Source organism: Curtobacterium sp. MEB011 (assembly GCF_030209655.1).
Taxonomy (GTDB): domain Bacteria; phylum Actinomycetota; class Actinomycetes; order Actinomycetales; family Microbacteriaceae; genus Curtobacterium; species Curtobacterium poinsettiae.
The window spans coordinates 288,918-315,467 of sequence record NZ_JARVRN010000002.1; the positions used below are offsets into that span (position 1 = coordinate 288,918).

Sequence of the window (26,550 nt, forward strand, 5' to 3'; positions counted from 1 at the left end):
CGTCGGGTGGTGGGGATCACTGCCCATCATGACTGACGGTGGTTCAGCATTACCATCCCCGTGTGTCCCTGCTCGCTTCCGCCGCCGCCGTCGACGACGCTGGTGCGTCCGGTGACGCGTCGCGCGTCGACACGGTGTACCGGCCTGGAGGCGCGGTGGACGTCGCGTCGACCCTGCGGCCCCTGCAGCGCGGCTCCGGCGACCCGGCCTTCCAGGTGGCCGGCGGTGTCGTGTGGCTCGCGCTGCAGACGCCCTCCGGCCCCGCTTCCGTCGCGATCCGGCGGGCCGGCGACACCATCGCGGTCTCGGCGTGGGGGAGCGGAGCGCCCTGGGCCGTTTCCCACGCTCCTGAGCTGCTCGGTCGCGGCGACGACTGGTCGTCGTTCGACGTCTCCGGCAACGAGTTCCTGGCCGCGGCACGACACCGGCAGCCCGGGCTCCGGCTGCTCCGCACGAACACCGTCGTCGCGATGCTCGTGCCGGCGATCATGGAGCAGAAGGTGACCTCGCGTCAGGCGTGGGGCGCGTGGCGGTACCTGCTCCGTCGGCACGGCACCCCGGCGCCCGGCCCGGCACCCGCGGGCATGATGGTGCCGCCCGACGCCCGGACGTGGGCTCGGATCCCGAGCTGGGAGTGGCACCGGGCCGGCATCGAACCGGGGCGCTCGGCGACCGTGATGCGCGCCGTGCAGCTCGCGCCGGCACTCGAGCGGACCCTGGCGCACGGCCGCGGCGGCGAGGCCGTGTCCACGAAGCTGCAGTCGATCCCCGGGGTCGGCCGGTGGACCGCCGCCGAGACCGCGCAGCGATCCCACGGCGACCCGGACGCACCGAGCGTGGGGGACTTCCACGTGCCGGCGCTCGTCGGCTGGGCGCTGACCGGTTCGCCGGTCGACGACGACGGGATGCTCGAGCTGCTCGAGCCCTGGCGCGGGCACCGGGAGCGCATCGTGCGCCTGATCGCCGGCTCGGGGTTCCGGAAGCCGTCGTTCGGGCCGCGGATCACGATCCAGGACCACCGCGGCCGCTGAGCGGTCGTCCGCAGAACACCGGTGTTCGCGCGTCGCACACCGGCACGCGCGTGTTCGGAGCGTGAACACCGGTGTCTCGCAGGGTGTCAGGGGTGGCGGGTGCCCTCGCCGGCCAGGACGGCGCGGTAGCCCTCGCGGAACGTCGGGTACTGCGGTGTCCACCCCGTCGACCGGAGCAGCGTGTTGGACAGGCGCTTGTCGCCGCCGGCCTGCCGTGCGTCGCCCTCGCCGGTGGACGGCTCGGCGACGTGGAGCTCGTCGGCCAGGAACCGCAGCACGTCGTCCAGTCGGCTCGGCTCGTCGTCGGTACCCAGGTAGAGCGGTGCCGGGTCGGGCAGCGCCGCCAGGTGCACGAGTGCGGCGGCAGCGTCGTCGCGGTGGATGCGGTTCGTGTGCGGTGAGGTGCCCGGCGCCAGTCGCGCGGACCCGGACCGGACCTGGTCGATGAGTCGCTCGCGGCCGGGGCCGTAGACGCCCGACAGCCGGACCAGCACGGCGCCGGGAGACCGTTCGCGCAGCAGGACCTCGGCCTCGACCAGGACCTCGGCGGTCGGGGTCGCACCACGCGCCGGGGTCTCCTCGGTGACCTCGCTGCCGTCGGCGACGTCGTAGACCGCGGTCGAGGACACGACGAGCACCCGGGGGTCGGCGTCCGAGGCGTCGATGCCGTCGAGCACGTTGCGCAGACCGTCGACGTAGGTGGCGCGGTACTCGTCGACGTCGCGGCTGCCGGCGGCGAAGGCCACGACGACGACGCTCGTGTCGGCCGGGATCGCGGGGACCTCGTGGCGCAGGTCGACGCTCCGGCCGGTGATCGGCGCGGGGACCAGCTCGGCGCGGCGGCGGAGTCCGATCACGCGGTGGCCCTGGTCGGCGAAGCGCAGGCCGGCTTCGGTCCCGAGGTCGCCGCATCCGGCGATGACGACTGTCGTGGAGTTCTGCACGGCTCGACACTGGCACGGCCGGTTGGTGGAAGGCGGGGAGGCGCGCACATCACGGATCACTAGGGTCGGCGCATGGGGCGGCAGCGGCGACGGGTGGTGCGTGACGTGGCGATCGCCGTGCCCCCGTTCGTCGAGATCGCGCTCGTCGTCGCCGGCTCGATCGTCTCCGTCGGAGCCGTGGGGGAGAGCGCTGCGTCGTGGGCGCCGTTGTCGTGGCCGCTGTACGCCGTGCTCGGGACGTTCCCGTTCGCGGTCGGCGCGCTCGTCGCTGCGGTGCGGCTCCGCGGACTCGAAGCCAGGACGCCGGCGATCTGCTTCGCTGCCCTGTCGGTGGCCGTGGGTGCCATCCCCTTCGTCGGGATGCTGAGCGTCTTCGTACAGTTCTGGAGTGTCTCGCCTAGATGAGAACGGTTATCGTCTAGATGACCCTCATCCGCACCGCACTCAGGAGCTCCATGTCCGCTCGACCTCCACGTCTCCTCCCGGCACTCGTCATCGCGGGGCTCGTCCCGCTCGTCGCCACCGCGATCGCCGTCCCCGCCTCGGCTGCACCCACCGTGACCCGGACCGCCCACCACAGCTGGCTCGTCACGGCCGACCCGACCGCGAAGCGCGTGTACGTCAACGACGCCGTGACCGGCAGGCGGACCGCCACCCTGAGCGGGATCGAGTTCGGCACCCACGCGGGCTCGGTGCAGCTCGGCCACGGGCAGATCGCGTTCATGGACGAGTCGAAGCCGCAGCTCGACGTCCTGGCCATCGGCCCCCGCGGTACGGCCCGCATCGCGCAGCACTACGCGATCCCGAACGGCGACGGCCGGTGGGAGCGCGCCGGCTGGCTGTCCACCGACACGGCGCGGCGTCACCTGGCGGTCGGGTCCGACTTCGACGGCTCCGAGCGCCAGCGGGTCACGGTGATCGACCTGCGGCGGAAGACGGAGCACACCGCTCGGATCGACACCTCGGCCGTGCAGCTCGCCACGACGGGCAAGCGCGGCACCGAAGAGGTCGAGACGTTCCTGGTCGGCAGCCCCCTGCGCCTGGTGGTCACCGCGGGCGGACGACTCGACGCCTACTCCGTGTCCGCGATCATGCAGGGTGCGACCCACCCGCGCCCCGTCGCGACCACGCCCCTCGGCGCCTACCCGCACGGCCCGATCGTCAACGCCACCGGGACGGTGATCGGCTCCGACCTGGCCGCCGGCGTGCAGACCGTCCGGGTGACACGGACCGGCTTCACGGGCTCCCGGTCCGTCGCCTACCCGAAGCCGAGCGTGCAGAGCTACCGGCCCCGCATGGCACCGGACGGCACGACCGTGGTCGGCACCCAGGCCGGCACCACGGCCGCGGGGACCCCGTGGAACGCCGTCCCCGCCTACCTGACCACCTCGTCGACGTCGTCGGGAAGGATCAGCAGCGTCGACCTCGGCACCGGTTCCTTCACCCGGGTCGCCGTGACCGCGCGGTTCGCCGCCGTCGCGCTGACGTCGGGCACCGGCGACTCGCTCGTCCTGGTGCGCAAGCAGGCCGACGGCGTCTACTCCGGCCGGACGACCTCGGTCGCGCTCACGCCGCTGCGCAAGGGCCCCGTCGCCGGACAGCCCGCCACCGGGGCGTCGGTGCGGTTCACCGCCGCGACCGACGACGGCCGCAGTGTGTTCGTGACGCGGGGCGACGAGGGGAAGATCACCCAGATCGACACCGCCGGTGCGACGCCGTCCGTGCTCCGCACCATCACGCTGCCCACGGCGCTCGCCGGGGGTGGGTACATGACGACGGTCGACTCGACGATGAGCCCGTACGACCTCAGCGGTCGCTGATCGTTCGTCGATCGACAACCGGCCGCCGACCGCCCCACGGGGTGGTCGGCGGCTAGGGTCCTGGTGTGATCGTCTGGTTGAACGGAACACACGGGGCGGGCAAGACGACGACGAGCCGACTGCTCCAGCCGCTGCTGCCCGGCTCGCGGGTCCTCGATGCCGAGAAGGTCGGCGAGGTGCTGATGGACGTCACGCCGGGGCTGCCGGCCAGTGACAACTTCCAGCACTGGGACCCGTGGCGGCCGCTCGTGGTCGAGACCGCCCGCCGGGTGCACGACTACGTGGGCGGACCGCTCATCATGCCGATGACGGTCCTGGTCGAGGCCTACTGGCGCGAGATCGCCGCGGGACTCGCCGCCCACGGCATCCCGGTCCGGCACTTCGTGCTGCACGTCGACGAGCCGACGCTCCGCGACCGGATCCAGCACGACCCGATCGTGGGCCCGTCGACGTTCCGGTTCGCGTACGTCGACGCCTACGCCGAAGCGGCGCGCGGCTGGCTGCACGCCGAGGCCGAGGTCATCGACGCGACCGACACCCCGGCCAGCGAGGTCGCCCGCGCCGTCGCGGACGCGGTGACGTCAGAGCGCTGACCGGCGGTGACGTCAGAGCGCTGACAGCACGAGCTCCCGGATGCCGGGGCGCTCCGGCTGCCCGTGGTCGACCAGCACCGCCCGCATCCCGGCCGCCCTGGCACCGACCACGTCGCGCTCGGGGTCGTCGCCCACGAAGAGACAGTCCGCCGGGTCCACGCCGAGCTCCCGCGCCAGGGTTCCGAACGCGCGGACGTCCGGCTTCTGGAACCCGATGCGTTCCGAGGTGCAGACGACGTCGAACGCGTCGGCCAGCCCGGTCCGTGCGAGCTTGTCGCGTTGCTGGGTCTCCGTGCCGTTCGTCAGGAGCCCGAGGCGGTGTCCGTGCTCGCGCAGCTCGTGCAGCAGCGGCAGGCTCTCGGGGAAGAGCCGCCACGCGTCCCGGTACGCACCCGAGTAGTCGTCGAACACCGCGTCCAGGCCGGCGTCGTCCTCGGCGACCACGACACCCAGCGGCGGCAGGACCGTGCGGAGCCGTGCGCGTCGCTGTTCCTGGAAGCTGATCGCCCCGGACCGCCAACGCTCGAACTGCTCGTCCTCGGCCGTGAACCAGTCGCGGAGGACCGCCTCCGTGGCCTCGACGCCGAAGCCCTGCAGGAACCGGGTCACGCCCGCCCGAGCCGACCCGTGGTGGTCGAACAGCGTGCCGTCCAGGTCGAAGCCGATCGCTCGCGGAGTCCCCACGTGCCCAGGCTAGGGCCGCTCCCGGTCCGTGCGGACCCTGCGAGGTGAACAGCTGCGGACCCCCGCGAGGTGCACAGCACTGTCCGCCGCACGCAGCCCCGGGGTTCGCCACCGCCCGGATCATGCCGGAGACTGGTCCGGGCCACTCACGAAGCGGCCCGCCCCACCACCAGCAAGGAAGGCTCCGCATGCCCGAGCTCCCCGTCGTGTTCGAAGTCGGCTCGATGATCGCCCTGGTCGCGATCCTGCTCGCCGACCTGCTCATCGTCGCGCGTCGCCCGCACGTGCCGACGCTGCGCGAATCCGGCATCTGGGTGGGCGTCTACGTCGGGCTGGCGCTGGTCTTCGCGGTGCTCATGCTGGTCTTCGCCGGCGGCGACTCGGCCGGGCAGTTCCTGGCGGGCTGGCTGACCGAGTACAGCCTGAGCATCGACAACCTGTTCGTGTTCGTCATCATCATGGCGCGCTTCTCGGTGCCGAAGAAGATCCAGCAAGAGGTGCTGCTGCTCGGCATCATCATCGCGCTCGTGCTCCGCGGGATCTTCATCCTGGTCGGCGCGCAGCTCATCGAGAACTTCTCGTGGATCTTCTACATCTTCGGTGCCTGGCTGATCTGGACGGCGATCCAGCAGCTCCGCGGCGAGGACGAGGACGACCAGAAGGACAGCTTCATCGTCCGGCTGCTGCGCCGCCGGGTCCGCCTCACCGACACGTTCGACGGCATGAAGTTCCGCACCCACCACGACGGCGTCCGGCACTTCACGCCGCTGCTCGTCGTGCTCATCGCGATCGGCACCACCGACCTGCTGTTCGCGCTCGACTCGATCCCGGCGATCTTCGGCATCACCGAGAGTCCCTTCATCGTGTTCACCGCGAACGTCTTCGCCCTGATGGGCCTGCGGCAGCTCTACTTCCTGCTCGGCGGCCTGCTCGAGCGCCTGGTCTACCTGAAGTACGGCATCGCCGTGATCCTGGCCTTCATCGGTGTGAAGCTCGTCCTGCACGCGCTGCACGACAACGAGCTGCCGTTCCTGAACGGCGGCCACCACATCGAGTGGGCACCGGAGATCAACACGTGGGTGTCCCTGCTCGTGATCGTCGCCGCGATGGCCGTGTCGACGCTGGCGAGCCTCGTGCGCATGCGCGACGAGACCCCCGCGACCGACGACGGCGCAGCCGAGATCGACCAGGACCGAGCCGACCAGGACCCCGCCCGGACCTCCGACTGAAAACCCGTTTGAACGATCCGCTCCGCTCTCTCGTTGTCTGGGTATGGCACTCCGCAAACGCACCAAGGTCATCATCGGGATCTCCGCCGGCGTCGTCGTCGTGGCGGCAGCAGCCGTCATCGCCGGCCCGGTCATCTACGCGAACACCGTCAACGGCCAGGCCGCGGCAGCACCCTCGCTGTCGGCGTCCTCGTCCGGCACCCTCGACGCGAAGGACGCCGACGGCACCTGGACCAGCAAGAGCAGCTCGTACGCCGGGTACCGGGTGCACGAGGTCCTGCAGGGGAATGATGTGAACGTGGTCGGTCGCACGAAGGACGTCAAGGGCACCGCCGTCGTCGACGGCGGCTCGCTCACCAAGGCGTCCGTCACCGTGCAGGTCGGCAAGATCAGCACCCCCGAAGCCGCACGCGACGAGTACTTCCGCTCCACCGCACTGCAGACCGACAAGTACCCGACGGCGACGTTCGAGCTCACCAAGCCCGTCGACGTCACGAAGGCGCTCGACGGCTCCACGCAGGACGTCACCCTGACCGGCACGATGGAGCTGCACGGCGTCGAGAAGCCGGTCACGGCCGACGCGCAGGTCGCGGTCGGCAAGGGCGGCACCGTCCAGGTCGCCGGCACCGTGCCGATCACCTTCGCCGACTACGGCGTGAAGGCCCCCTCGCTCGGCTTCGTCACCGTGGACGGGAAGGGCTCCGTCGAGTTCTCCCTCGACCTCGGGAAGTGACCGTGACGAGCCGTTCCGCGGACGAGTTGCTCGCGACGCTGTACCGCGAGCACGGTGACGCGCTCACGCGGTACGTCCGGCACCTCACGCGGGACGGCTCGACGGTCGAGGACGTCGTGCAGGAGGCGATGGTCCGCGCCTGGCAGCGCCCGGCCGTGCTCGAACGGGCACCCGACAGCGCACGGGCGTGGTTGTTCACGGTGGCGCGCAACCTGGTCGTGGACGAGGCGCGCTCCGCACACAACCGGCGCGAGCACGGCACCGAACACCAGGTGGAACGGATCGAGTCGGACAGCACGGACGCCGTGCTGGACCGGATCGTGGTCGCCGACGCACTCGCGTCGCTGACCCCGGACCACCGCCGCGTGGTGGTCGACGCGTACTGGCTCGGGCACACGGTGCCGGAGATCGCACGACGACACGACATCCCGGAGGGCACCGCCAAGTCGCGGCTGCACTACGGGCTGCGAGCCCTCCGGCTCGCACTGCAGGAACGAGGAGTGACCCGATGAGCGACGACAAGTACGCAGAGTGGGATGCGGCGTACGTCCTCGGGTCGCTCCCGGCGAGCGAGCGCCTGGAGTACGAGCGACACATCGAGAACTGCGACCGCTGTGCGGCCGCCGTCGCCGAGCTGGTCGGTCTGCCGGGTCTGCTCGGCAAGCTGCCGGCCGACCAGGCGATCGAGATCGCGGAACCGGACGGGAGGCCCGACACCCGTTCCGAGAGCGACCTCGCCTCCGTCGCGCACCGCGTCCGACACCGTCGCCGCCGTCGCCGGGTCTGGGTCGCCGCCACCGCGGGGCTCGCGGTGGTCGCCGCCGTCCTGGGCGGGCTCGCGGTCGGGGCAGCGGGGGAGCGCACCACGGTGCAGGCCGGCTCCGCGCCGACCGCTGCGGCCACCGCCGACCGGTACGACATGAGCGGCGTGCAGGGCTTCGACGTCAAGCTGGCCGTCAGCGGCGAGCAGTGGGGCACCCGCTTCGACTGGGGGTGCTCGTACGGCGGCAAGGCGTGGTCCCCCGACGGGTCGATCCTCTACGACCTCGTCGTCGTCCGGAACGACGGCACGACGCAGACCGTCGGCTCGTGGACGGCTGCCGGTGCGGATGCGCGCGGACTGTCGGCCTCGACGGACATCCCGCGCGACGACATCAGGAGCGTCCAGGTGCGGCTGCGCGGTGAGCGCGGCGCGCTCGCCGTCGTCACGCTCTAGCCGGCGTCGGCCTCGTCCGCAGCGTCGTCGGGGCCGACGGCGTCCTGGACGCGCGCGCTGACGGACCGCAGCGTCTCGGCGTCGGTCCCCACGGGCCTCCAGAACAGGTCCTCCAGCGCACCGGTGTGCGCGCGGATGCCGGCGAGCACCGCTCGACGACCGTCCGCGGTCATCACCACCCAGCTGCCGCGCGCGTCGCTCGGGCAGTCGGCGCGCTCGACCAGGCCGCGGGCCACCATCCGCGTGACCTGGTGGCTCACGCGCGACTTCTCCCAGCCGATCCCCGTGGCGATGTCCCGGACGCGCAGACGGTGGTCGGGGTCGCGGTGCAGGCCGATCAGGATCTCGAACTCGGGGACCGAGATGCCGGCTCCCGCCTGGACGGCCCGGTCGAGCGCCCGGTCGAGCCGTCGCCAGGCGTCGTGGTACGCGTCCCAGGTGACCCAGTCGTGGCCACCGTTGCCCTCCGTCGACATGCCGACCAGCGTATCCACCGGGCGGGGCATCGGACCGCGCCACGGGTGCTTTCATCCGCTCGGATGACTCCTGGCCGACGTACGGCGTGCTCCGAGGCCGCGTCGGACGTGCGGCATACGATCGGGGGATGCCGAGTGCTCGCCTCCAGGACACCACCGATGACGCCGTCGCGCTCGTGCGCCGGTGGCTGGCGGCGTCCGCCGGGGTGAAGCCCGACCCGGGTGCGGCCCGTCTGGCCCAGGTCCTGCGCGACGAGCAGGGCCTCGACTTCACCCGTGGTTTCGTCGACAAGGTCGTCCGTCCCGAAGACCCCCGGGTCGCCGCGCGCAACCTCGAGCAGCTGAGCCGTGACGTCCCCGACTTCCTCGCCTGGTACCTGCGCGGTGCGGTGACGCTGGGTGGCGGGTTCGCCACCATGGCGCCGTGGGCCGTGATCCCCACCGCGCGCCGGATCCTGCGCCGGATGACCGGGCACCTGGTGATCGACGCGAGCACGAGCAAGCTCGGTCCCGCGCTCGCCAAGCTCCGCGGACCGGGCACCCGCCTCAACGTGAACCTGCTCGGCGAAGCCGTCCTCGGCAGCGGCGAGAGCGACCGACGCCTGCAGGGCACGATGGACCTGCTCGCCCGCGACGACGTCGACCACGTGTCGATCAAGGTGAGCGCCGTCGTGCCGCAGACCTCGCCGTGGGCCTTCGACCAGACCGTCGAGCGCGTCGTCGACCGGCTCGTCCCGCTGTACCGCCTGGCCGCGGCGCCGACGGCCGCCGGACGCCCCGCCAAGTTCATCAACCTCGACATCGAGGAGTACCGCGACCTCGACGTCACCCTCGCCGTGTTCCGGACGCTGCTCGACCGTGACGAGTTCGCCGACCTGCAGGCCGGCATCGTGCTGCAGGCCTACCTGCCCGACGCCGCCGGAGCGCTCGACGCGCTGACCGAGTGGGCGCAGGAACGCCGGTCGCGCGGCGGAGCCCCGATCACGGTGCGGCTCGTCAAGGGCGCGAACCTCGCGATGGAACACGTCGACGCGATCGTGCACGGGTGGCCCCTCGCCACCTGGGGCAGCAAGCGCGAGACCGACACCGCCTACCTCCGGATGCTCGACGCCGCGCTGACGCCGGAACGCACCGACGCCGTGCGGATCGGGGTCGCCGGGCACAACCTGTTCGACCTCGCCACCGCGTGGGTGCTCGCCCATCGGCGCGGGGTGACCGACGCCGTCGACGTCGAGATGCTGCTCGGCATGGCGTCGACCCACGCGCAGGCCGTCCGCGCCGACGTCGGGCAGATCCTGCTCTACACGCCCGTCGTCCAGCCCGACGAGTTCGACTCCGCCATCGCGTACCTGGCGCGCCGCCTGCAGGAGAGCGCCAGCCCCGAGAACTTCCTCGCCGCCGCGTCCGACATCGACCACGACGCCAGCGTGTTCGAGCGGGAGCACAGCCGGTTCCTGGCATCCGTCGCCGCACTCGACGAACCCGTCCCCGCCAGCCACCGCACCCAGGACCGCCACCGCGCGCTCGGTGAACCGGTCCTGCGGGACGCGTTCCGGAACGCCCCCGACACCGACCCGTCCGTCGCCGCGAACCGGGCCTGGGCACTCGACGTCCTGCGCCGGGTGCCGCGCTCGCAGCTCGGTGCGCAGACGATCCGTGGGGCGAAGGTCGCCGACCGCTCCAAGCTCGAGCGGATCATGGCCCGGACCGCCCAGGCCGGCGTGAACTGGGGCCGACAGGACCCGTCCGACCGCGCCGAGCTCCTCGACCTCATCGGACACGAACTCGAGACCCGCCGCGCCGACCTGATCGAGGTCATGGCCGCCGAGACCGGCAAGACCTTCACCGAGGCCGACACCGAGGTGACCGACGCCGTCGACGCCGCCCACTACTACGCCGAGCGCGCTCGGCGCCTCGGGGACGTCGAGGGCGCGCAGTACGTGCCGCCACGGTTGACCGTCGTCGTGTCACCGTGGAGCTCCCCCGTCGCGGTCCCCGCCGGGGGCGTGCTGGCCGCGCTCGCCGCGGGCAGCGGTGTCGTGTTCAAGCCCGCACCCGAAGCGAAGCGCTCGGGGGCCGTGCTCGCCGACGTGCTCTGGGACGCCGGGGTGCCGCACTCGCTGCTGCAGCTCGTCGACCTGGCCGAGGACGAACTCGGCCGCGACCTCGTCGGCCACCCCACGGTCGACCGCATCATCCTGACCGGCTCGTCCGACACCGCCCGCTCGTTCCGCTGGTGGCGCGCCGGGCTGCCGCTCAACGCCGAGACGAGCGGCAAGAACGCCATCGTCGTCACGCCGAGCGCCGACCTGGACCTGGCGGTGCAGGACATCGTGCGGTCCGCCTTCGGGCACGCCGGACAGCAGTGCTCGGCGGCGTCGCTGGTGATCCTGGTCGGGTCGGTGGGCGAGAGCGAGCGCTTCCAGCGGCAGCTCGTCGACGCCACCCGCACGCTCCGGGTGGCGTGGCCCGACGACCCCACGGCGCAGGTCGGCCCGCTCATCACGGAGCCGCAGGGCGCCCTCCGTCAGGGTCTGACCGAGCTCGGCCCGGGGGAGTCCTGGCTCGTGCAGCCCGAGGCGGTCGACGACTCCGGTCGGCTCTGGTCGCCGGGCATCCGCGACGGTGTCCGCCCCGGCAGCGACTTCCACCAGACCGTGTACTCGGGCCCGGTGCTCGGCATCATGCGGGCCGAGACCCTCGAGCAGGCCATCGCGATCCAGAACGGCACCGACTTCGGGCTGACGGCGGGCATCCACTCGCTCGACGTCGACGAGGTGTCCGAGTGGCTCGCCCGTGTCCGCGCCGGCAACCTCTCCGTCAACCGCGGCACCACCGGTGCCGTCGTCGGGCGCCAGCCGTTCGGCGGCTGGAAGGGTTCGTCGGTCGGTACCGGCACCAAGGCCGGCGGTCCGATGTACGTCGCGACGCTCGGCAGGTGGCTGCCCACGCCCCGCACGGTGCACCGGAGCATCCAGCTGCACGGCCTGCCCCCGCGCGTGACCGCGGTGATCGAGGCCGCACGCAGCGGGCTGTCGTTCGAGGAGTTCGACCGTGTGCGCGCCGGTGCCCTGAGCGACGTCCGTGCACGCGAGACCCTGTTCCGCTCGCAGGACCTGGCGGGACTCGTGGTGCAGCGGAACGTGCTGCGTCACCGTCCCCAGTCCGTCATCGTGCGCCAGGCCGAGAACGCCTCGACCGTGGACCTCGTCCGGACGCTCGTCGCGGCGACCTCGGCACGGGCGCACGTCCTGCTGAGCACGGCTCGGCCGCTGCCCGGCCCCCTCACCCAGCTGCTGGCGGGGAACCGGTCGCCGCTCGACGTCGTCGACCACCTGGTCGAGTCCGACCAGGAGTTCCACGCCCGCGCGTCGTCGGGGGCGGTGTTCCAGGCGGACTGGTCCAGCGGTCAGGACGACGAGCCCGTCGACGCGCTCGAGGCCGTGCTGTCACAGGGGCAGGACCGCCCGGCACACACGGCGTTCGGTGGTCCCGGGGCCCGCATCCGGCTGCTCGGCGGCGACTCCCAGGCCCTCGAAGAAGCACTGGGCGCGAGCATCGACGTCGCGATCCACGACGCCCCCGTGGTCGAGGCCGGCGTGATCGAGATGCTGCCGTACCTGCGCGAGCAGTCGGTGTCGATCACCGCGCACCGGTTCGGCGACGTCGACAGCGAGTTCTCCGAGCTGCGCGTCTGAGCAGTTCCGCGCGTTGCGTTTCGCTTCGTGAGCAGAAGAGGTCGGATCCCCAGACGGGACCCGACCTCTTCTGCTCACGAAGTGCCCCGGGGATCAGTCCTCGGCGTCACCCGCTTCTTCGTCCTCGACGCCGGTCTCGGCCATGCGGTCCCGCAGGTGGTCTGCCATCGCGCCGGCACCTTCACCGGCGTGGTCGTGGTCGACCTGCTCGATCAGACCCTGCAGCTTCTCGTGGTTCGTGGCATCGGTGGCACCGTCCATGACGGGCTCGGTCTGCTCGTTGTCGCTCATGCTCCGGACGCTACGCCGCGGTTGCTGCGGAACGGTAGTGGAGCTCGACCGCCCCGCCGTCGAACCGCGTGGTGCCGACGAGCTCGAACACCGGGGTCGGTGCGGCGACCGGCAGCAGGGGTGCTCCGGCACCGAGCGCGACCGGCATCACGGTGACCCGCAGCTCGTCGAGGATGCCCGCCTGCTGGTACTGCGCCGCGAGCAGTCCGCCGCCGACGACCCAGACGTCACGGCCGTCGGCCACGCTCTCGAGGTCGGCCTGGTGGTCGCCGACCTCGCCGGAGACGAAGCGCACGTCGGCACCGTCCGGCACCGGCAGGTCTCGCGTCGTGAACACCCACGTCGCCAGGTCCGGGTACGCCCACGTGTCGTCGTGCTCGAGCAGCCACTCGTACGTCGTCGACCCCATCGCGATCGCGCCGACGCCCGCGTAGAACCGGTCGTGGTGCTCCTGGAACGGTTCGAAGCCGAACTGCAGCAGCCAGTCGAGGTCGTCGTCGGGCGCGGCGACGAAGCCGTCCAGCGAGGATGCGACGGAGTAGATCGTGCTCATGCCGGGGACGCTACCGAGCACCCCCGACAGCACTCAGCGCCGACTGCCGCGACCGACGACCGCTGCCTCGGCGATCGCCAGGGCGGCGGCGATCCAGAGCTGGTCGAGCGCGAACCGGCGGCGACGGGGATCGGCGACGGCCAGCGGCACCATCGTCACGCCGTGCAGGGTGTCCACGACGGCGCTCAGGGTGTGCGCGTTGCCGGAACCCGCCCGCGCGACGAGCACGGCCTGTCCGAGCTGTCGGATCCCGAGCACGCCGTGCAGCGCCGCCTGGTCCGACCCTCGGGCCGCACGGCTCAGGTGCCACAGGCCGAGCCCAGCTCGGGCCAGCTCGACGACGGCTGCTCCGGACACGGTCGACGACCGGCGGCTCATCGTCGGCGTCCCGCGACGAGTGCGACGGCCCCGGCGGCACCGAGCACCGCCCCGATGATCCCGTTGCCGACCCGGCGGTGCTCCACCCACCAGGTCTGCGGCGACCAGGCGTGCGCGGACTCGTCGAAGACCCCGTGTGCACCGTGGTCGCCCGGCACCGGCTCGTACAGGTTGTCCCGCATCTCGAGGCCGTCCTTGTCCGGAGCCTGCTGCCCGTCGACCAGGGTCTTGGCGGCGTACCAGTCGGCGAAGCGTCCGCTGATCCGGTTGCCGAGGATCGTGTAGACCGTGGACTCGCCCACCCAGGTGCGGCTGCGCGGCCGCTCGGCCACCGCGGCGATGGCCCGGGCACCGACCTCGGGCTGGTAGATCGGGGCGACGGGCTGCGGGTGGTGCGGCAGCTTCGACTTCACCCACTGGAACTGGATCGTGTTGAGCGCCGGCATGTCCACGCGGGACACCTTGACCTTGCTGCCCTGTTCGCGCAGCTCGGAGACGACGGACTCGGTGAACCCGACGATCGCGTGCTTCGCGCCGCAGTACGCGGCCTGCAGGGGGATCCCGCGGAACCCGAGCGCCGAACCGACCTGGATCACGTGCCCACGACCGCGGGGGACCATCCGCGACAGTGCAGACCGGGTGCCGTTCACGAAGCCGAGGTAGGTCACGTGCAGCGCCCGCTCGAAGTCCTCCGGGGCGGTGTCGAGGAACTTCCCGAACACCCCGACCATCACGCCGTTCACCCACAGGTCGATCGGTCCGAGCTCCCGCTCGGCCCGGTCGGCCGCGGCCTCGACGGCGTCGCGGTCGGAGACGTCGGCGACCAGGGCCAGCCCGCGTCGCCCGGCGGCCTCGACCTCGGCGACGGCGGCGTCGACGCCCTCCTGCCCGCGGGCCAGCACGGCCACGTCCCACCCCCGTGCGGCGAGCTCCCGGACGGTCGCCCGTCCCAGTCCTGCGGATCCACCGGTCACCACTGCCACTCGAGTCATGGCTCCCTTGTACCTGCGGTCGCCCGTGCACCACTCAGCCGCTGTCCCCCGACGACCCGTGCCTCCGGATGGTGGCCGAGCATGATGGTGGTGTGGACACGCGAGACGACCCCGTGGAACCGGAGCCGGACGCGGAGCCGCAGCCGCGCTGGATCCGCCGGACGCCGATCGTCCCCGAGCAGTGGTGGGGTCCGCCGACGGCTCTGGCAGTCGGGGTGATGGCGATCGTGGCGATCGGCATCTGGTTGCAGCGTCCCGCCCTGCCCGTCGTGATCCCGGTCGGCGCCGTGGTGCTGGTCGGTGCGTTCGTGCTCGCGGTCGCCGGGCGGCGTGCGTACTGGTACCCGAGTCGGGCGGAGGCTTGGCACTTGCATCGCACACAGGTCCTCGTGTGGAACGTGGTCGGCGTCGCGTTGTCGGTGTTCGCCTTCGCGGTGGGAGCACGGACGCTCCTGATCGGGTACCTGGTCGTCGCGACGGGCCTGTACACGATGCGACGCGACGACCCGACGCGGTTCGAGCGGCGCGGTCGTGCGGTGGCGTCGGCGGCCGTCGCGGTGGTGGCGGCCGTGTTCGCGGTCGTGGCGTTGACGGTCCCGGTCGTCGACGAAGCGCACGCATCGCTGTGGATCGGGTGGAGCGTCCTGGTCATCCCGGTCGCCGTCGTCGTCGCGGTGCTGAACTGGCGAGCCGCGTCGAGGACGGCCCAGCCCGACCTCGACGGGGCGGAGGCCGTCGAGGGTCAGCGACCGGGACCGGAGCCGGGCACCGATCCGCTCAGCGCCCCCGACCGAACCGCGTCGTGACCCCCGGCGAGTAGAGCACCGAGTCCGGCTCGAGCTCGGTCAGCCCGAAGGGCAGCCCGGCCGCCCCGACCAGGTCGTCCCGCAGCGACACCACCGAGGCCCGGTGCAACGGCCACGGCTCGTGCTCGTTCGGCCAGAAGCGCGTCCGTCTGGCCCGGTGCACGTGCATGCCCCACCGCGCCGTCAGGAACGTCTCGAGGGCCCCTGGCTCGTCGAGTGCCTCGCCCACCCGGATGTCGAGCATCGACCGCAGGTGGGTGCCGTGCCGACGCATCGCGTACCCGACGCGGCCGTCACCGCTGCGCGACTCGGCGACCGCCCACCGGTACGGCAGGCCCGTCGCGACGCGCGCCCCGATGGTCGGCAGGAGCTTGCCGGCGTCGAGCGACAGGAACACCACCCCGCGCTGTCCCTGCTCGTCGACCGTGTAGACGCGGACGTTCAGCTCGACGAAGTCGCCGATGCTCCCGGTCGAGAACGGCGGGAACCGGGTGTCCTCGAACCGGAACGCGATGAGGCCCACCCAGGTGGTCACGCCGTCGTCGGTGCCGTCGAGCGCCATCGTGTCGGGCCGTGTGCCGGCCGGTAGCAGCGGCGCCACCGCCGACACGTCGACGCGCCAGTGCACGAAGACGACGTCGAGCCAGTCCTGCGAGATCCAGGGACGGCCCGGCAGGCCGGGGGCGACGGGCTGGAGGCCCGGGGCGCTCTGGGTGGGTCGGGTGTCGGTCACGATGTGGTCGCCTCCGGTTCGATGTGGGCTGCGACGGGTGCGTCGTCCCACCCGCGCTGCGGGGTGTCGCAGGTGCCGCGGAACACGTACTGCGAGGGACGCTTCCGCTCGCTCGACGTCCAGTCGATGGCCGGCCGTCGTCGTTCCGGGGGCAGGTACCCGATCCGGTAGACGGCCATCAGCTCGAGCGACTCGGGCACGCGGAGCAGTCCCTCGATCTCCTCCCACGCGCCGGGGGTCTCCATCGGGAAGGACACGAACTGGATCCCCAGGCCGAGCTCGGTCGTCGCGAGCCAGATGTTCTCCATCGCCGCGCCCATGCTGAACACCGAGTAGAAGCCGGACAGCTCCTCCTTCCGGTACTCGTGGCGGTCGAGCATCACGCCGAGCAGCAGCGGCGACCCGGCGACGAGCTTCCGGTTCTCCTCACCCAGGGTCTGCGGCACCCGGAGCGTGTTCATGAGCAGCTGCCCGCGCTTCGTGAACACCTGCTTCGTGAACGGCCGAAGCGGCCCGGGGAGCTTGTCGAACAGCATCCCGTCGCGTCGCTCGTCCATCTCTGCCTTCGAGAACCGGAAGTACGGCTTGTACCGCTCGAAGAACGTTCCCTCGGCCATGGTGCGGGTCATCGAGCTGCCGCTGATCTCGGCGACACGGTCGATCGTCTGGCGCTCCTCGATCAGCACGAAGCGCCACGGCTGACTGTTGAGCTGCGACGGCGCCCGGCCGGCGAGCTCCATGAGCAGCCGCTGGTGCTCGTCCGACACCGGATCGGGCAGGAACGGCCCGTTCGTCGTGCGTCGTCGTCGGATGGCCTCGAACAGCTCCACTGCTCACCTCTCTGATCGCCTGCGGGCGAGCACGGCCCCCAGGTAGGACGGTGCGGCGGCGACCGCGACCTTCCAGTGTGCTCCGGAGCGCGGGTTGGTGCGTGGAGCGACCGCCAGGGGCACGAGTGCCGGCAGCAGGAACAGTGCGGTCCGGTCGCGGGTCCACGCGGGGGTCGTCGCGGCGACGCCGGTCAGGGTCGCGGTCGCGACGAACAGGCCGTGGTGCACGACACGGAGCTTCTTCGTGCGGATCAGCCGCACGGCGACCGCGGTGCCCCACAGGCAGTTCGCGACGTAGGCGAGGCCCGCAGCGGTGACCAGCTGCCGGGCCGGACGCGATCCCGTGGGCGGTGATCCGCGCCTCCCGGCCGTCTTCCGTCCCATGCGTGGGACGCTACGCGGTCTCTCGACTGACGAGCTTGGAGAGCACGATCGCGGAGCGGGTGTGGTCGACCTGGGGTGCGAGGCGGACCTTGTCGAGCGCCTCCTCGAGCGCGGACAGGTCCTTCGAGCGCATGTGCACGACGGCGTCGGCGCTGCCGGTGACCGTGCCGGCGTCGATGACCTCGGGGACGGTGTCGAGCAGGGCACGCAGCTCGTCGGGCGAGACGGTGCCGCGGCAGTAGAGCTCGACCCAGGCCTCGGTGCCGCGGTCCTCGACGGCGGGGTCGACCTTGATCGTGAAGCCCTGGATGACGCCGTCACCGACCAGCCGGTCGACACGGCGCTTGACGGCCGAGGCCGAGAGTCCGACCACCGACCCGATGTCGCCGTAGCCGGCGCGGGCGTTGTCCCGGAGCTGATCCAGGATGCGGTGGTCGAGCGTGTCCATTTGTCCCCTATCGTACGCGGACTTGTTGCGAGGCCGGTGGGTCTCGCGCACGAAACGTGCGTCACCCGAACGGGTGTCACGCCGTCGGGGCCCCCGTACTGCACTTGCTGGACGGTGTGTGTCAGGATCGGAGTGGCGTCGACCTGGTCCGCTGCGGTGAGTGAGCCTGCATCTCACCGGAGCTCTTCTCCTCGTTCCGTTTCGGTTCCTGGCAGGCTCGGGCCCCGGTCCCTTCCAGGAGGACTGATGTCGAACACCGCACCCGCCCCCGAGTCCGTCGCCACCCCGGCCCGTGTCGCCACGAAGCGCACGATCCTGATGTGCAAGCCGGACTTCTACACCGTGAGCTACCGGATCAACCCGTGGATGCACCCGGAGGAGCCGACCGACACGTCGAAGGCCGTCGAGCAGTGGGAGTCGCTCGTCGCCGTCTACGAGCAGCTCGGCTTCGACATCTCGTACATCGACCCGATCGACGGCCTGCCGGACATGGTCTACGCGGCCAACGGCGGGTTCGTCCTCGACGGCATCGCGTACGGCGCGAAGTTCCAGTACCCCGAGCGCCAGCCCGAGGGCCCCGCGTACATGGACTGGTTCCGCCAGGCCGGCCTGACCGTCGCCGAGCCTGAGCAGACCAACGAGGGCGAGGGCGACTTCCTGCTCATCGGTGACACCATCTTCGCCGGCACCGGTTTCCGGTCGGACAGCACCTCGCACGACGAGCTCGCGACGATCTACGGCCGCGAGGTCGTCACGCTGAAGCTCATCAACCCGAGCTTCTACCACCTCGACACCGCCATCGCCGTGCTCGACCCCGAGCCCGCCGTCGACGGGACGAGCAACATCGCCTACCTGGAGAGCGCCTTCGACGAGCCGTCGCTGGCGATCCTGCGCGAGCGCTTCCCGGACGCGATCATCGCCACCGAAGAAGACGCCGCGATCCTCGGCCTGAACTCGTACTCCGACGGGTACAACGTCGTGATCGCCGCCCGGGCCGTTCGGTTCGCCGAGCAGCTGCGCGAGAAGGGCTACAACCCGATCGGCGTCGACCTGTCCGAGCTGCTGCTCGGCGGTGGTGGCGTGAAGTGCTGCACCCTCGATCTGCACCCGGTCGGCACCGGCACCTCGGTCGCGCGTTCGCTCGGGGTCAGCTGATGTCTGCGGCAGCGTCGCTCGGGGGCAACACCGCGGCGGCGCTCGCCGTCGAGGACCGCGCCCTCGCGCACAACTACAGTCCACTGCCCGTCGTCATCGCGTCGGGTCAGGGAGCGACCGTCACCGACGTCGACGGCAAGCGGTACCTGGACGGCCTGGCCGCGTACTCGGCGGTGAACTTCGGCCACGGCAACCCGCGACTGCTCGACGCCGCGCGGGCGCAGCTCGACCGCGTGACGCTGACCAGCCGCGCGTTCGTGAACGACCAGCTCGGGCCGTTCGCGGCAGCACTGGCGGCGTTGACGGAGACCGAGATGGTCCTGCCGATGAACACCGGTGCCGAGGCCGTCGAGTCCGCGATCAAGGTGTCCCGCGCCTGGGGCTACCGCGTCAAGGGCGTGCCGGCCGAGCGGGCGACGGTCATCGTCGCGTCCGGCAACTTCCACGGGCGCACCACGACGATCATCTCGTTCTCCGACGACCCGTCGGCCCACGACGACTTCGGGCCGTTCACGCCCGGCTTCCGCACGGTGCCGTACGGCGACGCTGCGGCGCTGCGCGAGGCGATGGACGAGACCGTCGTCGCCGTGCTGCTCGAGCCGATCCAGGGCGAGGGCGGCGTGGTCATCCCGCCGGAGTCGTACCTTCCTGACGTCCGCGCGGTCTGCGACGAGTTCGGTGCGCTGTTCATCGCGGACGAGATCCAGTCCGGCCTCGGTCGCACGGGGCACACGCTCGCGGTGCAGCGCGTCGGGGTGCGTCCCGACCTGATCACACTCGGCAAGGCCCTGGGTGGTGGTATCGTGCCGGTGTCCGCGGTGGTGGGCTCGCGCGATGTCCTGGGCGTCCTGCGCCCCGGCGAGCACGGATCGACCTTCGGCGGCAACCCGCTCGCGGCGGCCGTCGGTGCCGAGGTCGTGGCGATGCTCGGCGAGGGCACGTTCCAGCAGCGGGCCCTCGACGGCGAACCGCTGTTGCGCGGCCTACTCGACGACCTGCTCGGCAAGGGTGTCGTCTCGCACCGGGTCGCCGGACTCTGGGCCGGGATCGACATCGATTCCGCACTCGGCACCGGCAAGGAGATCTCGAAGGACCTCGCCGACCGCGGGCTCCTGGTGAAGGACACCCACGGGTCGACGATCCGCTTCGCACCGCCCCTGGTCGTCACCGACGACGAGGTGCGCTTCGCGATCGGAACCCTGGCCGAGGTGCTCGCCGCGCGCGCCTGACCTGATCCGCAAAACACCGGTGTTCGCGCGTTGAACCCCCGCATGCCGCGGTGCGGAGCGCGAACACCGGTGTCTTGCGTGCGCCGGCGCGCGTCACCAAGTGCGGCTCACACCGCCCAGCGCGCCACCAGCTCGTCCATCAGGGCATCGAGCCGCTCGTCGATCACCTGCTCCTCGGGGTGCGCCTCGTACCAGGCGATGACCTCGCGCACACCCTGCCGGTAGGTCGTGCGCGGCCGGTACCACGGCACGAGCGACCGGATCTTGCTGTTGTCGAACACCGACGAGTTCGCCTTGTCGCCGAGCAGCGCCGCGCCCCACTCGGGGTCTACCGCGTTGATCGCGTCCGCCGGCACGTGCACGATCCGCAGGTCCTCGACCCCGGCCGCAGCCGCGATCTCGTGCGCGATGGCGTTCCACGTCGGGGCCTCGTCGCTCGTGATCGTGAAGGGCTCACCGATCGCCTCGGCCCGGTCGAGCAGCCCCGTGAACCCGACCGCGAAGTCGCGGCTGTGGGTCAGCGTCCACAGCGACGTGCCGTCGCCGGTGATGACGACCGGCTTGCCGGCACGCATCCGAGCGACAGCGGTCCAGCCGCCCGTCAGCGGCAGCTTCGTCTCGTCGTAGGTGTGCGACGGCCGCACGATCGTCACCGGGAAGTCCTGCTCCCGGTACGCCTGCATCAGCAGTTCCTCGCACGCGATCTTGTCGCGCGAGTACTGCCAGTACGGGTTCTTCAGCGGCGTCGACTCCGTGATCGGCAGGTGCGTCGCCGGCGTCTGGTACGCGGAGGCCGAGCTGATGAAGACGTACTGCCGCGTCCGCCCGGCGAAGAAGTCCACGTCGGCCTGCACCTGGTCCGGCGTGAAGGCGATCCAGTTCACGACCACGTCGAACCGCTGGTCGCCGAGTGCGTCCGCCAGGGCGCTGCGGTCCGACACATCGGCCTGGAGGCGCGTCACACCCTCCGGGATCGGCCTGCCCCCGGTGGTCCCCCGGTTGAGCACGGTCACGTCGAACCCCTGCTCGACGGCTTCCCGGACGCAGGCGGCGCTGATGACGCCGCTCCCGCCGATGAACAACACGCTCGCTCCGGTCATGGATGCTCCCTCGCTTCGATGCGGCGCAGCGTCGCGCCGTCGTCCCATGTGATCCTGCACCGTCCGAGCCGACTACCGTCACGGTTCGGGTCGCACCGACGCGCCCCACGACAGGAGTGACACGCACATGGAGTACCGCTACCTCGGCAACTCGGGCCTCAAGGTCTCCGAGATCACCTACGGCAACTGGCTCACCCACGCATCCCAGGTCGAGAACGACGCGGCGATCGCCTGCGTCAAGGCGGCCCTCGAGGTCGGCATCTCGACGTTCGACACCGCCGACGTCTACGCCAACACCGGCGCGGAGACGGTCCTCGGAGAGGCGCTCAAGGGGGAGCGGCGCCAGTCCCTCGAGATCGCCACGAAGGTGTTCGGTCCGACCGGTCCGAAGGGCCACAACGACACCGGGCTGTCCCGCAAGCACATCCTCGAGTCGATCGACGGTTCGCTGCAGCGGTTGCAGACGGACTACGTCGACCTGTACCAGGCGCACCGCTACGACCACGAGACTCCGCTCGAAGAGACGATGCAGGCCTTCGCCGACATCGTGCGCCAGGGCAAGGTCCTGTACGTCGGCGTCAGCGAGTGGACCGCGGACCAGCTGCGGGCCGGTGCTGCGCTCGCGAAGGACCTCGGCTTCCAGCTCATCTCGAACCAGCCGCAGTACTCGGCACTGTGGCGGGTCATCGAGGACGAGGTCGTCCCCACGTCGAAGGAGCTCGGCATCTCGCAGATCGTCTGGTCCCCGATCGCCCAGGGTGTGCTCACCGGCAAGTACAAGCCGGGTCAGCCGCTGCCCGAGGGTTCCCGTGCAACCGATGACAAGGGCGGCGCGGACATGATCAAGCGCTTCATGCGCGACGAGGTGCTGTCCTCGGTGCAGGAGCTCGAGCCGATCGCGAAGGAGCTCGACCTGTCGATGGCGCAGCTCGCGGTCGCCTGGGTCCTGCAGAACGAGAACGTCGCCTCGGCGATCATCGGGGCATCGCGCCCGGAGCAGGTCCACGACAACGCGGGCGCTGCCGGCGTCACGATCCCGGCGGAGCTCATGTCGCGGATCGACGATGCCCTGGGCGCCGTGGTCGAGCGCGACCCCGCGAAGACGAACGACAGCAGCCCGAAGACGCGCGAGGCGTAGTCAGTCCGTAAAACACCGGTGTTCGCCCGTTGAACACGCGCATGCCGCGGCTCGATGCGCGAACACCGGTGTTTTGCGAGCAGGTCACACCGGCCAGACAACGGAAAAGGCCCCCTGCCGAAGCAGGGGGCCTTCACCGGTGGCTGGACACGGCATCGATCCGTGGACCTTTCGATTTTCAGTCGAACGCTCTACCAACTGAGCTATCCAGCCGTGGCGACCCTGACGGGACTTGAACCCGCGACCTCCGCCGTGACAGGGCGGCACGCTAACCAGCTGCGCTACAGGGCCATATTGAATTGCTGTGGTGTTGCTCAGTACTACTTGCTCGCTCACTCAAGGAGTGACCCCAACGGGATTCGAACCCGTGCTGCCGCCGTGAAAGGGCGGTGTCCTAGGCCACTAAACGATAGGGCCGCAAGCAGTGCATCGCGCTACCGATGGACAAGCATACGGATGCCCTCGGGGTTTCACAAATCCGACCTCGCCAACCGTGCATCCCCGGCGTGTCGCGCCGTCCGTGCACGGGTCTCCGAAGCGGTCGGTGCGAGCATCGACGGCGGTCGCGCCCCTCGTCCGAGGGGCTGTCGCGCCTGCGACCGGTGTTGTTACTGTTGCAACTGTTAACAGTGTTACGTGCGTGAGCCTTGCCGCGCTGTTACGAAATCGAGATACATGTCGACCTCCACTCCGCTCTCCCTCAGCACCCGCAGCCGCCTGATCGCCGCCGCGGTCGCCGTCGCGCTCACGGCCGGCACGCTCGCGGCCATCGCCCCGACGTCGTCCGCCAGCGCTGCGAGCTACCCCAGCTGGGACGAGGTGCAGCAGGCGAAGTCGTCGACCAGCGCCCAGCAGGCGAAGGTCAGTGAGATCAAGTCGCTCATCTCGTCACTGAAGAGCGAGGCCGCCGCCAAGCAGAAGGCCGCGCAGGCCGCCGGTGAGGCGTACCAGGCAGCGCAGAACAAGTACGACGAGGCGACGCTCAAGCAGAAGAAGTTCCAGTCGCAGGCCGACGATGCGAAGCAGACCGCCGCGCAGTCCGAGGCGCAGGCCGGCCAGCTCGCCGCCCAGCTCGGGCGCACCAGCGGCGACGACGTGACGACGGACATCCTCACGCACCCGTCCGACTCCGGAGACCTGCTGTACGAGCTCGGCGCCATGTCGAAGCTCAGCGAGCAGTCCGAGGGCATCTACGCACAGGCCTCGCAGGACCGTGGCGTGGCCCAGGGGCTCGCTGACAAGGCCGATCGTGCCAAGCAGGCCCTCGGGGACCTCGCCGACGCCGCGCAGTCGAAGATGCAGCAGGCCCAGGGCGCAGCCGACGCCGCACAGACCGCGGTCGACGCCCAGAACGACAACGAATCCCGGCTCGAGGCGCAGCTGACCGCGCTCACCTCGAAGCAGCGCGGCGTCGAGGCCGACTACCGCAAGGGCGTCGCCGCCGAGAAGGCCCGCCAGGCCCGCCTCGCCGCAGCCGCCGCGAAGGCAGCAGCCAAGGCCGCGGCGACCAGCCAGGGCGGCACCGGCGGCGGCAGCGCCAACCCCGCCGGGTGGGTCCGCCCCGCCGGAGGGTTCCAGACGAGCCCGTACGGCTACCGCGTCGACCCGTACACGCACATCAGCGCCCTGCACGCGGGTGTCGACCTGGCCCCGGCCTGCTACGCCCCGATCTACGCGGCACACGACGGCACCGTCACCTTCGCCGGCAACGGTGGCGGGTACGGCAACGAGGTCATCCTCGACAACGGCGGCGGCATCTCGACCGCGTACGGCCACGTCGTCGACGGCGGGATCATGGTCACCGCCGGCCAGCACGTCACCGCGGGGCAGCAGATCGCCAAGATCGGTTCGACCGGTTGGTCGACCGGGTGCCACCTCCACTTCGAGACCCGGATCAACGGCGCTGCCGTCGACCCGGTCCCCTTCATGGCAGCGCGGGGGATCTCGGTATGAGCATCAGCGCCACCGGAACGAGTCGTCCCACGTCATGACCACCTCCGCTCGCTCGTTCTCCTGCGGGATCGCGACCATCGCCGTGCTCGGCATCGGCCTGTCGGTCCTCATCGCCGGACCGGCCCAGGCCGCGCCCTCGGGCCCCTCCTGGGACGACGTCAAGGCCGCCAAGTCCGACGCGGCCGACGCCCAGCAGACGGTCGACGAGCTGAGCGACCGGCTCAGCACGCTGCAGGATGCCGCCGACCAGGCGGGCGTCGCCGAGCAGCAGGCCGGGCAGGCGTACGCCCTTGCCGCGTCGCAGCAGCAGGAGGCGAAGGACGACCTCGCCGACCTGTCCGCGCAGTCGAAGCGCGCGAAGGCCCGGGCGGACGACTCCGCCGGCCAGGTGGCCGGGCTCGTGGTCGAGCTGTCCCGCACCGGTGGCGGCGACCTGTCGACGACGATGCTCATGGACTCGTCGGACTCCAAGGACCTGCTCTACCGGGTCGGCACGATGTCGCACCTGTCCGAGCGCTCCGCGACGGTCCTGGCCGAGGCCCGCGCCGACCAGAAGACCGTGGAGTCCCTGGCAGCCCATCAGTCCGCCGCCGAGAAGGCCCTGAGCAAGGCGACGAAGGCGACGAAGACCACCTTCGCGACGGCCAACGCCGCCGCTGCCGGCGCCCAGGAACGGGTGCAGAAGCAGCAGGAGCAGCAGGGCGAGGTCCTGCGCCAGCTCGCGTACCTGAAGGGCACGAGCGTCGCGACGGAGACCGCGTACTGGAGCGCCCAGCAGGCGAAGGCAGCCGCGGCGGCCATCGCGAAGCAGACGCGCAACCCCGGTGGCGGCAACACCGGCAGCTCCTCCGGCGGCACCGGCAGCACCGGCGGCGGCAGCAACTCCGGCACCACCGGCGGCACCGGCAGCACCGGCGGTGGCAGCAACTCCGGCACCACCGGCGGCACCTCCACTCCGGCCCAGCCCAGCACCCCGTCGAACCCCGGCACCCCGAGCAAGCCCAGCACCCCGACGCGGCCGAGCAACCCCGCCCCTGCACCGGCCCCGGCTCCCGCTCCTGCTCCAGCCCCCGCCCCGGCGCCCGCGCCCAGCAGCCCCTCGAAGGCCGCCGGTGCGATCGCGTTCGCCCGCGGACAGCTCGGCAAGCCGTACGTGCTGAACGGCGCCGGCCCGAACACCTGGGACTGCTCCGGCCTGGTGATGATGGCCTACAGCTCGCAGGGCATCGCGACCGGCGGGCACAACGTCGTCTGGCAGTACAACTACTTCAAGTCGATCGGTCGCCTCGTCCCGCTGTCCCAGCGCCAGCCCGGCGACATCCTGTTCTACTCGTCGAACGGCACGTCGTCGGGGGCGTACCACGACTCGATCGTGACGAGCTACGGCACCATGGTCGAGGCTGCACGGCCCGGCGTCGGCGTCGTCGAGCGAGCGATCTGGCTGCCGAACCAGCTCATGCCGTACGTCGCCCGCCCGAGCGGCTCCCTGTAGCCAGCTCCCGGTGTGCCCGTTCCCTCCCAGAGCGGCTGCGTGAGCAAGCACCAGCACAGAACGGCGCCCGCCCTCCGGATGGAGAGCGGGCGCCGTTCGTCGTCAGGGGATCGTCAGTGCGAACCGGGCACGTACGCGGCCTGACCAGCCTGCACGATGCGCTCGGCCTCGGCGGCGTCGCCCCAGCCCTCGGCCTTGACCCACTTGTTCGGCTCGAGGTCCTTGTAGTGCTCGAAGAAGTGCGCGATCTCGGCCTTCGTCTGCTCCGGCACGTCCGCGATGTCCTGGATGTGCGCCCAGCGCGGGTCCTTGGCGGGGACGACGAGGACCTTCTCGTCGATGCCGGCCTCGTCGCTCATCTTGAAGACGCCGACGGGGCGGACCTTGACGCCCACGCCGGGGAACGTCGGGAACTCGAGCAGCAGCAGGGCGTCCACGGGGTCACCGTCGTCGGCCAGGGTCTTCTCGAAGAACCCGTAGTCGGTGGGGTAGACGAACGAGGTGAACAGCACGCGGTCGAGGTAGACGCGACCGGTCTCGTGGTCCACCTCGTACTTGTTGCGGCTGCCCTTGGGGATCTCGACGACGACGTCGTACGCGGCCATGTTGCGCTCCTGTGTCTGCTTCGGGGACTGTCGTGTGTT

Annotated in this window: 28 protein-coding genes and 3 tRNA genes; 15 read left to right on the forward strand and 16 right to left on the reverse strand. The window is 71.2% G+C overall.

Annotation, left to right across the window (positions count from 1 at the left end):
- Nucleotides 1-62 precede the first annotated feature (62 nt).
- Complete coding sequence (locus QRN30_RS03230; RefSeq protein WP_284760447.1) at nt 63-1,031, forward strand: DNA-3-methyladenine glycosylase family protein; 969 nt, start codon at nt 63-65, stop codon at nt 1,029-1,031.
- Nucleotides 1,032-1,117: 86 nt separating this feature from the next.
- On the opposite strand, the gene QRN30_RS03235 is transcribed toward QRN30_RS03230, so the two are convergent.
- Nucleotides 1,118-1,975: an NAD-dependent epimerase/dehydratase family protein gene (locus QRN30_RS03235; RefSeq protein WP_042537979.1), complete on the reverse strand. Its 858-nt coding sequence runs from the start codon at nt 1,973-1,975 to the stop codon at nt 1,118-1,120.
- A gap of 72 nt (nt 1,976-2,047) precedes the next feature.
- Between QRN30_RS03235 and QRN30_RS03240 the strand changes: the two genes are divergently transcribed.
- The 3 genes from QRN30_RS03240 to QRN30_RS03250 all read left to right on the forward strand — a co-directional run bounded on the left by QRN30_RS03240 (nt 2,048) and on the right by QRN30_RS03250 (nt 4,388).
- Complete coding sequence (locus QRN30_RS03240; RefSeq protein ID WP_020381114.1) at nt 2,048-2,380, forward strand: hypothetical protein; 333 nt, start codon at nt 2,048-2,050, stop codon at nt 2,378-2,380.
- 50 nt (nt 2,381-2,430) lie between these two features.
- Nucleotides 2,431-3,795, forward strand: coding sequence for a hypothetical protein (locus tag QRN30_RS03245; RefSeq protein ID WP_042538049.1), 1,365 nt, complete (start codon nt 2,431-2,433; stop codon nt 3,793-3,795).
- Nucleotides 3,796-3,860: 65 nt separating this feature from the next.
- Nucleotides 3,861-4,388 carry an AAA family ATPase gene (locus tag QRN30_RS03250; RefSeq protein ID WP_042537976.1) on the forward strand — a complete coding sequence of 176 codons (528 nt, stop codon included), beginning with the start codon at nt 3,861-3,863 and terminating at the stop codon, nt 4,386-4,388.
- A gap of 12 nt (nt 4,389-4,400) precedes the next feature.
- Here QRN30_RS03250 and QRN30_RS03255 read toward each other — a convergent pair whose 3' ends face one another.
- Nucleotides 4,401-5,072 carry an HAD family hydrolase gene (locus QRN30_RS03255; RefSeq protein WP_052481691.1) on the reverse strand — a complete coding sequence of 224 codons (672 nt, stop codon included), beginning with the start codon at nt 5,070-5,072 and terminating at the stop codon, nt 4,401-4,403.
- 188 nt (nt 5,073-5,260) lie between these two features.
- Here QRN30_RS03255 and QRN30_RS03260 point away from each other — a divergent pair, with 188 nt between their 5' ends.
- Genes QRN30_RS03260 through QRN30_RS03275 form a run of 4 tightly spaced genes read left to right on the forward strand, consistent with a single transcriptional unit; the run spans nt 5,261 to nt 8,250 of the window.
- Nucleotides 5,261-6,301 carry a TerC family protein gene (locus QRN30_RS03260; RefSeq protein WP_042537974.1) on the forward strand — a complete coding sequence of 347 codons (1,041 nt, stop codon included), beginning with the start codon at nt 5,261-5,263 and terminating at the stop codon, nt 6,299-6,301.
- A gap of 43 nt (nt 6,302-6,344) precedes the next feature.
- On the forward strand, nt 6,345-7,034 hold the full coding sequence (locus tag QRN30_RS03265) for a YceI family protein (RefSeq protein ID WP_017887706.1): 690 nt from the start codon (nt 6,345-6,347) through the stop codon (nt 7,032-7,034).
- Nucleotides 7,031-7,546 carry a sigma-70 family RNA polymerase sigma factor gene (locus tag QRN30_RS03270; protein ID WP_017887705.1) on the forward strand — a complete coding sequence of 172 codons (516 nt, stop codon included), beginning with the start codon at nt 7,031-7,033 and terminating at the stop codon, nt 7,544-7,546. Before QRN30_RS03265 ends, QRN30_RS03270 begins: the two co-directional genes overlap by 4 nt.
- Nucleotides 7,543-8,250 (forward strand): anti-sigma factor, encoded by a 708-nt coding sequence (locus tag QRN30_RS03275; protein ID WP_284760455.1) that lies wholly within the window; start codon nt 7,543-7,545, stop codon nt 8,248-8,250. Before QRN30_RS03270 ends, QRN30_RS03275 begins: the two co-directional genes overlap by 4 nt.
- Here the strand turns inward: QRN30_RS03275 and QRN30_RS03280 are convergent.
- Nucleotides 8,247-8,726, reverse strand: a complete 480-nt coding sequence (locus QRN30_RS03280; protein ID WP_161598107.1) for a MarR family winged helix-turn-helix transcriptional regulator — start codon at nt 8,724-8,726, stop codon at nt 8,247-8,249. The two genes, QRN30_RS03275 and QRN30_RS03280, sit on opposite strands and share 4 nt — an antisense overlap.
- A 128-nt stretch (nt 8,727-8,854) precedes the next feature.
- Between QRN30_RS03280 and QRN30_RS03285 the strand changes: the two genes are divergently transcribed.
- Nucleotides 8,855-12,424 (forward strand): bifunctional proline dehydrogenase/L-glutamate gamma-semialdehyde dehydrogenase, encoded by a 3,570-nt coding sequence (locus tag QRN30_RS03285; RefSeq protein WP_284760457.1) that lies wholly within the window; start codon nt 8,855-8,857, stop codon nt 12,422-12,424.
- Nucleotides 12,425-12,517: 93 nt separating this feature from the next.
- Here the strand turns inward: QRN30_RS03285 and QRN30_RS03290 are convergent, their stop codons facing one another.
- From QRN30_RS03290 to QRN30_RS03305, 4 genes are read right to left on the reverse strand one after another with little or no spacing between them, the layout of a single operon-like run.
- On the reverse strand, nt 12,518-12,715 hold the full coding sequence (locus QRN30_RS03290; protein ID WP_042537971.1) for a hypothetical protein: 198 nt from the start codon (nt 12,713-12,715) through the stop codon (nt 12,518-12,520).
- Nucleotides 12,716-12,725: 10 nt separating this feature from the next.
- Entirely contained in the window at nt 12,726-13,268 is a 543-nt protein-coding gene (locus QRN30_RS03295) for a dihydrofolate reductase family protein (protein ID WP_214519290.1), read from the reverse strand.
- Between the two features lie 33 nt (nt 13,269-13,301).
- Nucleotides 13,302-13,646: a hypothetical protein gene (locus tag QRN30_RS03300; RefSeq protein ID WP_071249865.1), complete on the reverse strand. Its 345-nt coding sequence runs from the start codon at nt 13,644-13,646 to the stop codon at nt 13,302-13,304.
- A complete protein-coding gene (locus QRN30_RS03305; protein ID WP_194589864.1) occupies nt 13,643-14,638 on the reverse strand; it encodes an SDR family oxidoreductase in 996 nt (331 codons plus the stop codon). The genes QRN30_RS03300 and QRN30_RS03305 overlap by 4 nt, the downstream gene beginning before the upstream one ends.
- Nucleotides 14,639-14,730: 92 nt before the next feature.
- On the opposite strand from QRN30_RS03305, the gene QRN30_RS03310 reads away from it, so the two are divergent.
- Entirely contained in the window at nt 14,731-15,444 is a 714-nt protein-coding gene (locus QRN30_RS03310) for a hypothetical protein (protein ID WP_194589863.1), read from the forward strand.
- Here the strand turns inward: QRN30_RS03310 and QRN30_RS03315 are convergent.
- Genes QRN30_RS03315 through QRN30_RS03330 form a run of 4 tightly spaced genes read right to left on the reverse strand, consistent with a single transcriptional unit; the run spans nt 15,416 to nt 17,839 of the window.
- Nucleotides 15,416-16,177, reverse strand: coding sequence for a YqjF family protein (locus QRN30_RS03315; protein WP_056072461.1), 762 nt, complete (start codon nt 16,175-16,177; stop codon nt 15,416-15,418). The two genes, QRN30_RS03310 and QRN30_RS03315, sit on opposite strands and share 29 nt — an antisense overlap.
- A complete protein-coding gene (locus tag QRN30_RS03320) occupies nt 16,174-17,007 on the reverse strand; it encodes a nitroreductase family protein (protein WP_027467047.1) in 834 nt (277 codons plus the stop codon). Before QRN30_RS03320 ends, QRN30_RS03315 begins: the two co-directional genes overlap by 4 nt.
- A 3-nt stretch (nt 17,008-17,010) precedes the next feature.
- Nucleotides 17,011-17,391, reverse strand: a complete 381-nt coding sequence (locus tag QRN30_RS03325) for a hypothetical protein (RefSeq protein ID WP_284760464.1) — start codon at nt 17,389-17,391, stop codon at nt 17,011-17,013.
- Between the two features lie 10 nt (nt 17,392-17,401).
- Entirely contained in the window at nt 17,402-17,839 is a 438-nt protein-coding gene (locus tag QRN30_RS03330) for an Lrp/AsnC family transcriptional regulator (RefSeq protein ID WP_017887694.1), read from the reverse strand.
- 246 nt (nt 17,840-18,085) lie between these two features.
- Between QRN30_RS03330 and ddaH the strand changes: the two genes are divergently transcribed.
- Together ddaH and rocD are read left to right on the forward strand one after the other, a co-directional pair.
- On the forward strand, nt 18,086-18,994 hold the full coding sequence (gene ddaH / locus QRN30_RS03335) for a dimethylargininase (protein WP_017887693.1): 909 nt from the start codon (nt 18,086-18,088) through the stop codon (nt 18,992-18,994).
- Complete coding sequence (gene rocD, locus QRN30_RS03340; protein ID WP_284760467.1) at nt 18,994-20,223, forward strand: ornithine--oxo-acid transaminase; 1,230 nt, start codon at nt 18,994-18,996, stop codon at nt 20,221-20,223. The genes ddaH and rocD overlap by 1 nt, the downstream gene beginning before the upstream one ends.
- A gap of 107 nt (nt 20,224-20,330) precedes the next feature.
- On the opposite strand, the gene QRN30_RS03345 is transcribed toward rocD, so the two are convergent.
- Entirely contained in the window at nt 20,331-21,323 is a 993-nt protein-coding gene (locus QRN30_RS03345) for an NAD-dependent epimerase/dehydratase family protein (protein WP_274008220.1), read from the reverse strand.
- Nucleotides 21,324-21,450: 127 nt separating this feature from the next.
- Between QRN30_RS03345 and QRN30_RS03350 the strand changes: the two genes are divergently transcribed.
- Nucleotides 21,451-22,461: an aldo/keto reductase family protein gene (locus tag QRN30_RS03350; RefSeq protein WP_056072448.1), complete on the forward strand. Its 1,011-nt coding sequence runs from the start codon at nt 21,451-21,453 to the stop codon at nt 22,459-22,461.
- A 140-nt stretch (nt 22,462-22,601) separates the two neighbouring features.
- Here the strand turns inward: QRN30_RS03350 and QRN30_RS03355 are convergent.
- The 3 genes from QRN30_RS03355 to QRN30_RS03365 all read right to left on the reverse strand — a co-directional run bounded on the left by QRN30_RS03355 (nt 22,602) and on the right by QRN30_RS03365 (nt 22,878).
- Nucleotides 22,602-22,674 (reverse strand) — tRNA-Phe (locus QRN30_RS03355).
- A gap of 1 nt (nt 22,675) precedes the next feature.
- Nucleotides 22,676-22,752 (reverse strand) — tRNA-Asp (locus tag QRN30_RS03360).
- Between the two features lie 53 nt (nt 22,753-22,805).
- Nucleotides 22,806-22,878: transfer RNA gene (locus tag QRN30_RS03365), tRNA-Glu, on the reverse strand.
- A 258-nt stretch (nt 22,879-23,136) separates the two neighbouring features.
- On the opposite strand from QRN30_RS03365, the gene QRN30_RS03370 reads away from it, so the two are divergent.
- Together QRN30_RS03370 and QRN30_RS03375 are read left to right on the forward strand one after the other, a co-directional pair.
- On the forward strand, nt 23,137-24,414 hold the full coding sequence (locus QRN30_RS03370; protein WP_017887689.1) for a M23 family metallopeptidase: 1,278 nt from the start codon (nt 23,137-23,139) through the stop codon (nt 24,412-24,414).
- Between the two features lie 34 nt (nt 24,415-24,448).
- A complete protein-coding gene (locus tag QRN30_RS03375; protein WP_284760473.1) occupies nt 24,449-25,906 on the forward strand; it encodes a C40 family peptidase in 1,458 nt (485 codons plus the stop codon).
- Nucleotides 25,907-26,019: 113 nt separating this feature from the next.
- On the opposite strand, the gene QRN30_RS03380 is transcribed toward QRN30_RS03375, so the two are convergent.
- Nucleotides 26,020-26,511: an inorganic diphosphatase gene (locus QRN30_RS03380; RefSeq protein ID WP_017887688.1), complete on the reverse strand. Its 492-nt coding sequence runs from the start codon at nt 26,509-26,511 to the stop codon at nt 26,020-26,022.
- Between the last annotated feature and the right edge of the window lie 39 nt (nt 26,512-26,550).